Annotated in this window: 10 protein-coding genes and 1 tRNA gene; all 11 read right to left on the reverse strand. The window is 62.7% G+C overall.

Going from position 1 to position 11841, the window contains the following annotated elements; genetic code table 11:
• Window positions 1–14: 14 nt before the first annotated feature.
• Window positions 15–647, reverse strand: coding sequence for a DNA/RNA non-specific endonuclease (locus CIW53_RS06295; RefSeq protein ID WP_197736629.1), 633 nt, complete (start codon window positions 645–647; stop codon window positions 15–17).
• Window positions 648–888: 241 nt separating this feature from the next.
• Window positions 889–3621 (reverse strand): type VI secretion system ATPase TssH, encoded by a 2733-nt coding sequence (gene tssH, locus CIW53_RS06300; protein WP_149363832.1) that lies wholly within the window; start codon window positions 3619–3621, stop codon window positions 889–891.
• A gap of 93 nt (window positions 3622–3714) precedes the next feature.
• Window positions 3715–4737 (reverse strand): type VI secretion system baseplate subunit TssG, encoded by a 1023-nt coding sequence (gene tssG, locus CIW53_RS06305; RefSeq protein WP_149363833.1) that lies wholly within the window; start codon window positions 4735–4737, stop codon window positions 3715–3717.
• Window positions 4701–6584, reverse strand: a complete 1884-nt coding sequence (gene tssF / locus CIW53_RS06310) for a type VI secretion system baseplate subunit TssF (protein WP_149363834.1) — start codon at window positions 6582–6584, stop codon at window positions 4701–4703. The genes tssG and tssF overlap by 37 nt, the downstream gene beginning before the upstream one ends.
• Window positions 6585–6590: 6 nt before the next feature.
• A complete protein-coding gene (tssE, locus tag CIW53_RS06315) occupies window positions 6591–7094 on the reverse strand; it encodes a type VI secretion system baseplate subunit TssE (protein WP_149363835.1) in 504 nt (167 codons plus the stop codon).
• An 18-nt stretch (window positions 7095–7112) separates the two neighbouring features.
• Window positions 7113–7934 (reverse strand): type VI secretion system accessory protein TagJ, encoded by an 822-nt coding sequence (locus tag CIW53_RS06320; protein WP_242451792.1) that lies wholly within the window; start codon window positions 7932–7934, stop codon window positions 7113–7115.
• Window positions 7935–8104: 170 nt separating this feature from the next.
• On the reverse strand, window positions 8105–8599 hold the full coding sequence (locus CIW53_RS06325; RefSeq protein ID WP_149363836.1) for a type VI secretion system tube protein Hcp: 495 nt from the start codon (window positions 8597–8599) through the stop codon (window positions 8105–8107).
• A 120-nt stretch (window positions 8600–8719) separates the two neighbouring features.
• A complete protein-coding gene (gene tssC / locus CIW53_RS06330; RefSeq protein ID WP_149363837.1) occupies window positions 8720–10213 on the reverse strand; it encodes a type VI secretion system contractile sheath large subunit in 1494 nt (497 codons plus the stop codon).
• 6 nt (window positions 10214–10219) lie between these two features.
• Complete coding sequence (gene tssB, locus CIW53_RS06335; protein ID WP_149364177.1) at window positions 10220–10738, reverse strand: type VI secretion system contractile sheath small subunit; 519 nt, start codon at window positions 10736–10738, stop codon at window positions 10220–10222.
• A 580-nt stretch (window positions 10739–11318) separates the two neighbouring features.
• Window positions 11319–11681, reverse strand: a complete 363-nt coding sequence (locus CIW53_RS06340; RefSeq protein ID WP_149363838.1) for a hypothetical protein — start codon at window positions 11679–11681, stop codon at window positions 11319–11321.
• 2 nt (window positions 11682–11683) lie between these two features.
• Window positions 11684–11758: transfer RNA gene (locus CIW53_RS06345), tRNA-Val, on the reverse strand.
• Between the last annotated feature and the right edge of the window lie 83 nt (window positions 11759–11841).

Consider the following 11841-nt stretch of genomic DNA (forward strand, 5'->3'; position numbering starts at 1 on the left):
GTGATGAACCTAAATCATGTAATGTGGCCTAACGATTTAGCGTAGCTTTTCGCTTTGTTTTTCAGGTCGGAGTTATTCTTCAGATCGTTCACCGAGGCGCAATTCGACGCAAAATGTGAGGTCCCGCTATAGAGCTTGTAGCCGCCATTCGGTATACGCAGCGAAGTCAATGCCGCCATCGTGCCAAGGTCATCCGGTGGATTTGGCAAGTAGGCAGCAATCGCCGCCAGTGACTGCAGGGTCTGATTCTTCTTAAGTGAGAGATCCAGAAACGCGGGGGCCGGGAAGATGCAAAAGGGATTGCCGCTCGCCCCGGGAATATCATAGCCGTCGAGCGCCGTATAGCTCGCCTTGTCATAGTTGCATTCGACCTCGTACTGAAAATCCACCCCGGGATGAGCCAGCACGAATTTTTTTACGGCCTCTTCGAATTCGTACATGAACGGATGATTCGTGCCTGAGGTAAGGGTCACAAGGTTGTCTGCGTCGGTGCCGGATCCACCAAGGGCATTGCCAACCAGGTGTCCCCGATTGTGATGCGCAGGACACGTGCCGTCGTACCAGCCGGGCGGATTAATCGAGCTATCCGGGCCCGAACCGCCACTCATGTTGTTGGAGCGCAAAACGACACTTGCCTTGGTGACCACGCTGGCGGTTACCTTATTAACCCATGTCAGGCTGATACTTGACTTGGTAAAAACTGGTGTGCACATATATCGCCCTGGGCCAATCGATCAAGGAAGTGAACCTGATATTGTTAATGCCTCATTGGTATCGGGTCTTCACAACTTCTTTTGGGAACATTGTTCTGACATGGAATACCAGCATGAGAGCCACTTGCAGATGATTCCAAAACAAGGGGCAGATCCATTTATCGCCCCGTTGGAATCAACCAAACGCATACGAAAATTCTCCATTCGTCACCGCCACCTGCACCTTCGCCACCTGCTCCCCCTCCATCATCCTGGTCAGGAACGCGCGCGAGATGTCGGGCAGCATCGAGTTGGTGAGGATCGCGTCGATCATGCGGCCGCCTGATTCGGTCTCGGTGCAGCGTTCGACCACCAGCTTCACCACGTTCTCGTCGTATTCGAACGGGATCTTGTAGCGGGCCTCGACGCGTTTCTTGATGCGGTTCAGCTGCAGCTTGACGATCTTGCCAAGCATCTCCGGGCTGAGCGGGTAGTACGGGATCGTCACCAGCCGGCCCAGCAGCGCCGGCGGAAAGATCTTCAGCAGCGGCTCTCGCAAGGCCTTGGCCATGCCCTCGTGATCGGGCATCAGGTCCGGGTCCTTGCACAGGCCGGCGATCATGTCGGTGCCGGCATTGGTGGTGAGCAGGATCAGGCAATTCTTGAAGTCAATCGAGCGGCCTTCGCCGTCTTCCATCACGCCCTTGTCGAACACCTGGAAGAAGATCTCGTGGACGTCCGGGTGGGCCTTCTCCACTTCGTCCAGCAGCACCACGGAGTACGGCTTGCGGCGCACCGCTTCGGTGAGCACGCCGCCTTCGCCATAGCCGATGTAGCCTGGAGGCGCGCCCTTCAGGGTGGATACGGTATGCGCCTCCTGGAACTCGCTCATGTTGATGGTGATGATGTTCTGCTCGCCGCCGTACAGCGCCTCGGCCAGTGCCAGCGCGGTCTCCGTCTTGCCGACGCCGGAGGTGCCGGCGAGCATGAACACGCCGATCGGCTTGTTCGGATCGACCAGGCCGGCGCGCGAGGTCTGGATGCGCTTGGCGATCATTTCCATCGCGTGGTCCTGGCCGATGACGCGCTGGCCCATCAGCGCGGCCAGGTTCATCACGGTCTCGACCTCGCTCTTGACCATGCGCCCGACCGGGATGCCGGTCCAGTCCGAGACCACCGAACCTACCGCCTGCTGGTCCACCGACGCCAGGATCAGCGGGTGCTCGCCCTGCAGCTCGGCCAGTTGCGCCTGCAACCCCTTCAGCTCTTCCAGCGCCGCGGCGCGGTCGGCTCCTTCGAGCGCGGCCACGCCTTCCGCTGCCGCCTCCTTGTTGGCTGACTCCTCCAGCGAGCTGCCGGTCCCTTCGACCGGCGCGCTGGTGCCGCGCAGCCTGGAGCGGATGTCGAGAATTTTCTCGACCAGCTCCTTCTCCGTGACCCAGTTCGCCTCCAGCGTTTCCAGCCGTGCCTTCTGCGCCGCCAGCTTTTCGCTGGCGGCTTCCTCGCGCGCCGCCACCTCGACACCGACGTTCTTCTCGCGGCCGATGATGCCCAGTTCGGTTTCCAGCGCCTGGATACGCTTGCGGGTGTCGTCCACTTCCGCCGGCACCGCGTGCTGGCTGATCGCCACGCGGGCACAGGCGGTGTCGAGCAGGCTCACCGCCTTGTCCGGCAGCTGCCGCGCAGGGATGTAGCGATGCGACAGCTTGACCGCGGCCTCCAGCGCCTCGTCGAGGATCTGCACCTTGTGGTGCTTCTCCATCACGCTGGCGACGCCGCGCATCATCAGGATCGCCTTCTCCTCGCTGGGTTCGTCGATCTGCACGGTCTGGAAGCGGCGGGTCAGCGCCGGATCCTTCTCGATGTGTTTCTTGTATTCGGCCCAGGTGGTGGCGCCGATCGTGCGCAGGTTGCCGCGCGCCAGCGCCGGCTTGAGCAGGTTCGCCGCGTCGCCGGTGCCGGCCGCGCCACCGGCGCCGACCAGGGTGTGCGCCTCGTCGATGAACAGGATGATCGGCCGGGTCGACGACTGCACCTCCTCGATCACCTGCTTCAGGCGGTTCTCGAATTCGCCCTTCATGCTGGCGCCGGCCTGCAGCAGGCCCACGTCGAGCACGCGCAGCTGCACGTCCTTCAGCGGCGGCGGCACGTCGCCGATGGCGATGCGCATGGCGAAGCCCTCGATCACCGCGGTCTTGCCCACGCCGGCTTCGCCGACCAGCATCGGGTTGTTCTGGCGCCGGCGCATGAGGATGTCGACCAGCTGGCGGATTTCGTCGTCGCGGCCGACGATCGGGTCCATCTTGCCGCTGCGCGCCTGCTCGGTGAGGTCGATGGTGAACTGCGCCAGCGCCTCCTGCTTGCCCATCTGCGCCGGCGACATCGCGCCGCTGGCCTCGCCCGGCGCGCTGCCGCCGCCCATGCGGAAACCGTCGTTCGCATGCTGCCCGTCTTCCGGCGAACCGGCGACCACCTCGGCGAATTTCTCCAGCAACGCCTCGGGCTTGATCTTGTCGAACTCGGCCGAGATGTGCAGCAGCGCGTTGCGCAGGTTGCGCGTACGCATGCAGCCGACGAGCAGGTAGCCGGTGCGCACTTGCGCCTCGCCGAACATCAGGGTGGCGAACACCCAGCCGCGCTCGACCGCTTCCTCGACGTCGCTGGAAAGATCGGAGATCGACGAGGAGCCACGGGGCAGCCGATCCAGCGCGTCGGTGATGTCGCGCGCCAGGTTCGAGGGATTGAGGTTGAACTGCTTGACGATGCGATGCAGGTCGGAGTCCTGCAGCTGCAGGATCTGGTGGATCCAGTGGACCAGCTCCACGTACGGATTGCCGCGCAGCTTGCAGAATACGGTAGCGCTTTCGATGCCCCGGAAAGCCAGCTTGTTGAGCTTTCCGAACAGGGCGCCGCGACTGATCTCGGCCATGGTCTTCGATCCTTATGCAGTAGTTGTCGATCCAGCTGTCTTTTGTCGCAAAGTCATTCCAAAGTCGGAAGCGCGTGCCACTCCACCGCGTCCCTAGCCGACCGGCTTCAGCACCACGTCGTCGGCATCGCCATCGCGCTGCGGCTGGCCCATCCACGTGCTCAGACCCATGCGGCCGTTCTGCCCCAGGCGGGTCGTGGGTACGTCGGCCTTTTTCAGCACCAGTTGCACGTCCCAGGCTTTCTCTTCGCCTACATAGGTCTTCACGGCGGCGATCAGCTGCTTGAGCGCTTCGCCACCGGGCAGGAAGTTGTTGAATTCGGCCCGGCTCAGCGGCCCCAGCCGCAGGCGGAAACGTTGCTGGCTGCCCCAGACGTACTCACCGGCAACTGCCGTGAGCCCCAGTGCCGCCACCTCGCCCGATCCGCCGAGCCGGAGATGGGAGGACGCGGGCAGCCGCATCCACTCGGCCACGAATTCGACGATGCCGACCGGAATGCGGAAGAAGCGTTCGAGCAGCCCGCGCAATCCCTCGGCATTGCGGGTCTGCTGCAGCAGGCGGCCGGCAAAGAAGCGCTTGAACTGGTCGGGCAGCGCATCGCGGCCGTCGAGGCCTGGCGTGGCCAGACCCACCAGCGCGCCCATGTACAGGCGGAAATGGTCCTCGGCCGGGCGGTCCAGCTCCACGGTGGGCTGCGAGTCGGCCCAGGCCCGGTAGAACAGGCTCATCATGCGGTGGTGGAAGATGTTCGCGAACGCGGTGAAGGTGGTGTCCTTCGCGTTCAGTTCGCGATCCATCGCGTATTCGGTGAGGTGCAGCGGCAGCGGCGCATTCGGCCCGAACAGGCCGAAGAACAATCCATGCAGGCGCGCCGGCTTGCCGGCGCCGCCGGGCTGGTAGCGGTCGACCGTTTTCGGGGCGAACGCCAGCGACGGCGTCTGGCACAGCCGCACGAAATCGTCCGCGGCCTTGGCCGAATGGCCCAGCCGCGGACGTTCGGAATACGCGCACTCCAGCCGACGGGCCGCTTCGAAGAACTCGAAGGCCTCGGGGTGGTCGCGCAGCGCGATCTCCAGCGCTACAGCGTCTGCCGTGTTCCCAGCCTGGCGGGCCATCGGGCAACCTCGTTGCGTTCCAGTGTGCGCAGAACGGTTTCGGTGAAAGAGTTGATGGATACGTAACGCGCGAAGAACTGCTGCATCACCGCGCCTAGCAGGAAGGCGCCGGTGCCTTCGAATGCGCCGTCGTCGCAGGTCAGGGTGATTTCCAGGCCGCGGCCGAAGGTGATCGGACCAGGTACCGGGACGCGCCGCACGATGGGCTGCGAACTGACCGCCTTGACGCCTTCGATCTGGCGCAACGCGCTGGAGTCGAACTCGTCGCAATACAGCGTCAGCATCTCGCGCAACGCCGCGGCGCCTTCGCCCGCGTTGTTTTCCAGCAGCGACACGTAGTTCAGCTGCAGGTGGCTGAGCAGCCGCCACGCGGTCTCGCCGGTGGCCACCGATGCACGCGGCTTGGTCGGACCGGCGACGCAGCGGATCGATTCCACCGGTGCTCCGGTCTCCAGGGTGAAGTCGGTCTTCGACTTGCCCACCGGCATCTGCAGCGGCAGGTCGCGATTGGTGCACATCAGCATCATGCCGATCTGGCGCAGCTGGGTGGAGTAAGGCGCCTCGCTGGAGTCGACCAGGGAGATGAACATCTCGTTGCCGATGTAGCTGGACCGCGCGCCCTGCCGCTTCTGCCGCGACGAGATCAGGCGCGGCTCGCGACGAATCGTGTAGTAGGCCGAGTGCTGGCTGTGCCAGGTGCGCTCGTCACAGCCGTAGAACGGCAGGAAGCGCTGTTCCGGTTCCTGCTTGTCGCCGAAGCCCTCCACGTTGCCGATGCTGTGGACCTCGAAATCCATCGGCCGGGTGCGGTCGGCGAGGATGTGGTATTCCGTCTTGCCCTGCTGCAGATGGATGCGGTCGGCGCGCCGCGGGAACAGGTTGATCGCCGGCGTGCAGAACAGCCGGAAGTTGTTCACGTCGACTGCGTTGTGCAGGCTGGCCACGCTGCGGTCGAACAGCACCACGATCTCGAACTCGTTGCCCTTTGAGCGCGCCAGTACGGATTTGAGGCCGCTGAATTCGGCAAACAGGAAACGCTCGGGGCAGGCGAAGTACTCCTGCAGCAGCCGGTAGCCGCTGAACGAACGTCCGGTATAGGGAATCAGCGCCTCGTTCTCCTCGAAGCCCTTGCGATGAATGCTCGAGGCGTCGAAGTGCCGGCTGATCTCGCCGCCGGCACCCTGCGTGCGCACGATGAAACCGGTGGCGTTGCCCAGCAGCTGCTCGTACAGGCGCTTGGGAAGCTCGTCCGCGCCGGCGATGAACACCGGGAGGTCGTCCAGCGCCAGCATGTTCGCCTGTGCGCCGGCGGTCACCCGGAACTTCAACCGCAGGCCGGCACGCACGGGTTTGCCCGCCGGCAAGGTCACACCCGCGGCCGCTATCGCAGCAGGTGTTTCAAGGTACTTCGCGTCGGTGAGCTCCAGCGGCCACAGCGTGACGTCGTGGGCCGTGCGGTACTCGCAAGCCGTGCGGTCGTCCTTGCCGATCAGGCTGCGCAATGCCGTATGGCGCCCCACGACGTGACCGGCCAGCAGACCGCTTTCCTTCAGGTCCGGCTGCATCTGCACCACCGCCATCGAAGGCACCGGCGCGAGGTAATGGGGGTAGATCATCTCCAGCAGGTGCTGGGTGAACACCGGGAACTGCGCATCCAGCTTGAGTTGCACGCGGGCCGCGAGGAAGGCGAACCCCTCCAGCAGCCTCTCCACGTAAGGATCGGCACACTCGAAGCCTTCCAGCCCGAGCCGTCCGGCTATCTTCGGATACTCGCGCGCAAACTCGCCGCCCATCTCGCGGACGTGTTGCAGCTCCCGGTTGTAGTAGCGCAGCAGGCGTGGGTCCATGGGCGATCAGCCGAAGCCCTCCGAAACCTTGAAGCTGCCGGTCTCCAGGTCGACCTCGGTCTTCAGATAGAGATTCAGCGGAATCGGCTGGGCCCACATTTCCGACTCGATGTTGAACATCAGCGCCTGCCGATCCATCCGCGCGGATTTCGCGATGGCCGTGACCCGCAGCGTATTGGCGGTAAGCCGCGGCTCAAAAGCGAGAATGGCATCCCTGACCTGCCGCTGCAGGATGTCCGAATTGACACCCGACAGGGCCACCCCGGTGAGGTCGGGAATGCCGAAATTGAGTACCGAGCAGGAGACTTCCGGATAATCGCCCAGATCGGCGTCCACGCTCAGGTTCACGCAATTCAACAGCCACGAGATGTCGCGCGTGACGCAATCGCGCAGACGCGTCGCCGAGATCACGCGCTTCTCGCGACTCTCCTCGATCTTGCCCGGCTCGTCGTCGGTAAGTCGATCGAGCAGCGAAGGCTGAAGTCTTTCCTGGGTGGTCAATTCAGCCATGGCACGCTCACGCTCCGGTCAGTGGGTGTCGAACGTGATCAGCCTGGCATCGAGCAACGCGTAGTCGTCCGTGTCGGTCGCCAGCATCCGTTGACCCAGGCCCACCTGAAGATCCGCCCCGGCGTCGACCCATTCCGTCTTGCGCGCCAGTACGAGGTCGTTGTCTTCGGCCCGCTCGGAACCGGGATAGCGCCCGGGAATGAATCCGATTGCCTTGCCGCCGTTGGTCCACGTCACTTCCGCGGGCACCCAGATCTTGTCGCGCAGATCGGTCGGCGCCTCGAATTTCAGTTCCCGCAGACGCGAAAACGGTACCCAGGAGTAGCCGCCGTTGACGACGATTTCCAGGCACGGACCCAACCTGGGGTCGGCATCCGCGATCCACTCGAATGGCGTGCCGTCGATGCTTCCGCTCACGGCGGGAGCCTGCTCGAAGGCCTGCCCGCGCAGGTCGGCGGCCTGCTCGTGGCGCCCCTCCGCGGTCAGCTTGAGCGCCTGCAGCAACAGCGCCAACCATTGCTCCGGCTCGCCGATGACCACCGGCAGGCGTTTCCCCGCAAAGACGTCGGCCCGCACCTGCTCGCCCTTCAACGCCTCGGTATAGGCACCGACCAACATGGCATTTAGAGGCTCCAGTTCGCCGCTGACGTTCAACTGGTTCTGTGCCCGCTCCCACTGTCCAAGCAGGGCCAGCAACTGGAATAAAAAAACCCGACGCTTGGCATCCGCCGGGTTGCTGCGCACTTCAGCTGCAAGCAGCTGCAGCGCCTCGTCTGGTCGGCCTTCTTTGAGTTTGCTCTCGGGTGTCATTTCATCTCTCGGAGGCCAACCATGGGTCATATCGTCGACATGCCCGGACGGGGAATACCTGGACCAAGGTGACCTCTGGACAAGCAGTCGTACACGCAACGCCACGCCGGGTCGAACCCGTGCGTGATGTTCGCTGCAGGACCCACTTGCGCAGAGATCCCCTGAAACCAGGCCTCAGTCGGATACAGCGAGGGGCCGGATCAGCTGGCCTTGACTTCCTCGACGCTGTAACCAACGGTGCCCGCCGAAGCCACGGCACCCTTGTCGTCCTGCTTGAAGTATTCGATGTCGAACTTCGCGAAGCTGAGCGACACGTTCTCGGTGAGCATGTCTTCACCGCCGGAGCCGCCCGTGGAATAGCTGGTGACCATCGCGCTGGTGAGCTTGATGGTGAAGTAATCTTCCTGCTTGCCGCCGGCCTTCGAAATGAACAAGGTCACGGTGGTGATATGCGCACCGGTCACGAGTGCCTTGATGAAGGCCGTGGAGCTCTTGTCGATGTACTTGGTGAAGCTGATGTCCTGCACGTTCGCCTTGCCGGCGCCGCCGCCAGTGCCATGGCCGAACGAGCCGCTCTGCGACAGCCCCCACGACCAAGCCAGAAGCTGGATCTGATCCTTGTGCTTTTCATGCTTGGACTCGCCAGCGAAGGTGACGCTGCCGCCTTCCAGTTTCAGGTGCATGTCTAATGCCATGAGAATTCTCCTTGTCTATTGGGATCAGTTGAGCCGGACGGCCCGCATGTCTCGCGGACCAGCCAGGCAATAACGGGTGTTGCAACCTACTTTGAAACCAAGAGCATCCGTCAGACCGGGTCAGCTCTTGGCAGCCGACGGCAAGCGAGACACGAGCCTCAAGGAAACGGTCAAACCTTCCAGCTGATAATGCGGCTTGAGGAAAAACTTCGACGTGTAATACCCCGGCGCCCCTTCCACCTCTTCCACCACCACTTCCGCCGCAGACAGCGGCTTGCGTGCCTTGGTCTCTTCGCTTGAGTTGGCCGGGTCGCCGTCGACGTACTGATTGATCCACGACGCCAGCCAGCGCTCCATCGCATCACGGTCCTTGAACGAACCGATCTTGTCGCGCACGATGCACTTCAGGTAATGCGCGAAACGGCAGCACGCGAACATGTACGGCAGGCGGGCACCGAGGGCCGCGTTGGCGGTGGCATCGGGATCGTCATACTCCTCCGGCTTGGCCAGCGACTGTGCGCTGATGAAGGCCGCCATGTCCGAATTCTTGCGGTGCACCAGCGGCATCATGCCCATCTTGTCCAGCTCAGCCGAGCGCCGGTCGGTGATCGCGATCTCGGTGGGGCACTTCATGTCCACGCCGCCATCGTCGGTGGGGAAGGTATGCGCCGGCAGGCCTTCCACCGCACCACCGGACTCGATGCCGCGAATCCGTGAGCACCAGCCGTACATCTTGAACGAGCGATTGATGTTCACCGCCATTGCGTAAGCGGCGTTCTGCCAGGTGTACTTGGACGAATCCGCACCGGCGGTGTCTTCCTCGAAATTGAACTCCTCCACCGGATCCGTCGCTGCCCCGTAAGGCAGCCGGGCCAGCGTGCGCGGCATGGTCAGGCCGATGTACTTGGCATCGTCCGACTCGCGCAGCGAACGCCAGGCGGCGTAGTCCGGCGTGGAGAACACCTTGGCCAGGTCGCGCGGGTTGGCCAGCTCGTTCCAGCTGTCCATGCCCATCAGGGTGGAGCCTGCGGCCGAGATGAACGGCGCATGCGCGGCAGCCGCGACCTGCGCGATGCCCGTAAGCAACTCGACATCGGGCGGGCTGTGATCGAAGTAGTAATCGCCGACCAGGCAGCCATAAGGTTCGCCGCCCAACTGGCCATATTCCTCTTCATACAGCTTCTTGAAGATCGGGCTCTGGTCCCAGGCGGTGCCCTTGTAGCGCTTCAGGGTCTTGGCCAGTTCCTTCTTGGAGATGTTCATCACGCGGATCTTCAGCTGCTGATCCGTCTCGGTGTTGTTGACCAGGTGATGCAGGCCGCGCCATGCGCTTTCCAGCTTCTGGAAGTCGGCATGGTGCATGATCAGGTTGATCTGTTCGCTGAGCTTGCGATCGATCTCCGCGATATAGGCATTGATGGTCTGCGCGACGTCGTCGGAAACGATGTCGGACTTGTTCAGTACCTGCTCGGCCAGCGTGCGGACCGCCGATTCCACCTCTTCCTTCGCGCGGTCGCTCTTGGGCTTGAATTCCTTGCTCAGCAATGCGGCAAAATCGCCGGCATCCAGAGTTTGTACGGCACCGCCCTGTTCGGCGAGTTCTTCGGTTGCCATGCTCGCTTACTCCCCGTCTTTGTTGTTGTCGGCCGGCTTGGGCGCCGATACCAGGGACTGCAGCAGTGCCGGATCCTTCAGCGCCTGCGCGATCAGGTTCTCGGCCCCGGCCTTGCCGTCCATGTAGGTGTCGAGATTGGCGAGCTGGGTACGTGCCTCGAGCAGCTTGGCCACTGCCCCCACCTTCCTGGCGACCGCAGTCGGCGAAAAGTCGTCCATGCTTTCGAACGTGATGTCCACGGCGAGATTGCCTTCCCCCGTCAGGGTGTTCGGCACCGCGAAGGTGACCCTGGGCTTCATCGACTGCAGGCGGCTGTCGAAGTTGTCGACGTCGATCTCGAGCGCCTTGCGCTCCTCGACCGACGGCAGCTCACCGGCATTGGCGCCGGAAAGGTCCGACATCACGCCCATCACGAAAGGCACCTGAACCTTTTTCTGAGCGCCATACACCTCGACGTCATATTCGATCTGCACGCGCGGCGCACGATTGCGCGCGATGAATTTCTGACTACTTTGCTTGGCCATGCGATGTCTCCCGGTAAAGTGCTCTTCCGATGTGAATGGAGCTGTCAGTTTCTGCGCGGAGTGAAATGACTTGCCGCGGGGAATCAGGATGTCGTGCGGCGACCGATGGAACAGTCCAATCCCATATGGCGCATTGGCTGCCATCAATCACTGCGGATGCCACGGCATGTTTCGTCATCCGTGTCACGTTTCGCTGGCCGGCACGGCGATTGGCATGGCGCAGCGCGATGGCCGCATTGGACAGTTGCATTTGAATACCGCGTCCGCGACGCCTTGCGGCAGCCACGATGCAATCCGGCAGCCGGGCTCGCAACGGACCAAGGCCGTTGTCACCAGATGCGTTCGCCACGCGTGACCTCCCCCCTTCATTCCATGTATTCGACAGATGGGAGGACAACGTTCATCCATCCGGCACTTCTGTCGCCCCCAGCTCCACGTTATCCCTGTACCGAGGCAGATACGTTTCATCAGTGTGGCGGCAAGATGCTCCTTGCCTCCCCCAACGCATCATGATCGGAGGGCCGCCTTGCAGCACGGCTACCGAAAAAACATGAGAGCCCCCGCCCTGCAAACGACTCGCTCAGGCCGGGCGCGTTCGCCAGCTGAACAAGGTCAGTTCATTCATTAACGTACATCCGTCGTCGGCTGTCTGCAAGCTGAATTTGAATTTTTCGAACCGACTGCGCACAGGCAAACCTTCGCTGCCCGGACGAGGCTGCCAAGCCCCCCGCAGGTTCGCTGCTCGCAACTCCTTGACAGGGTTCCAATGCGGGTTGCAACGCTGCCTGATAACGCGGCAGAAACCTGGTTGCTGCGGCGGGCAGGTCGCAATGGCGACGCGTGGCGCAGCATCAACGAAAAAGCCGCCCTTCAAGGCGGCTTTTTCGTTGATGCGTGCAATGGCGCTGAAAATATCCGCTGGTGAAGCGGGCCATTGCAACAAAGTGGTGGGCGGTACAAGGATCGAACTTGTGACCCCTACCATGTCAAGGTAGTGCTCTACCGCTGAGCTAACCGCCCGTCTCGCGCCTCACTGGCTACGCGAGCCGCGCAGTATACGGGACCGTTGGGCGCTCGACAATATCCCTTGATGCGCGTCGCAT

Source organism: Rhodanobacter sp. T12-5 (genome assembly GCF_008329435.1).
In the GTDB taxonomy this organism is placed as follows: domain Bacteria; phylum Pseudomonadota; class Gammaproteobacteria; order Xanthomonadales; family Rhodanobacteraceae; genus Rhodanobacter.

Excerpts from the sequence above, each read along its gene's own strand:
- tssH (WP_149363832.1), bottom strand. The coding sequence starts at position 3,621 with ATGGCCGAGATCAGTCGCGGCGCCCTGTTCGGAAAGCTCAACAAGCTG.
- tssG (WP_149363833.1), bottom strand. The coding sequence starts at position 4,737 with ATGGCCCGCCAGGCTGGGAACACGGCAGACGCTGTAGCGCTGGAGATC.
- tssF (WP_149363834.1), bottom strand. The coding sequence starts at position 6,584 with ATGGACCCACGCCTGCTGCGCTACTACAACCGGGAGCTGCAACACGTC.
- tssE (WP_149363835.1), bottom strand. The coding sequence starts at position 7,094 with ATGGCTGAATTGACCACCCAGGAAAGACTTCAGCCTTCGCTGCTCGAT.
- CIW53_RS06320 (WP_242451792.1), bottom strand. The coding sequence starts at position 7,934 with ATGACCCATGGTTGGCCTCCGAGAGATGAAATGACACCCGAGAGCAAA.
- CIW53_RS06325 (WP_149363836.1), bottom strand. The coding sequence starts at position 8,599 with ATGGCATTAGACATGCACCTGAAACTGGAAGGCGGCAGCGTCACCTTC.
- tssC (WP_149363837.1), bottom strand. The coding sequence starts at position 10,213 with ATGGCAACCGAAGAACTCGCCGAACAGGGCGGTGCCGTACAAACTCTG.
- tssB (WP_149364177.1), bottom strand. The coding sequence starts at position 10,738 with ATGGCCAAGCAAAGTAGTCAGAAATTCATCGCGCGCAATCGTGCGCCG.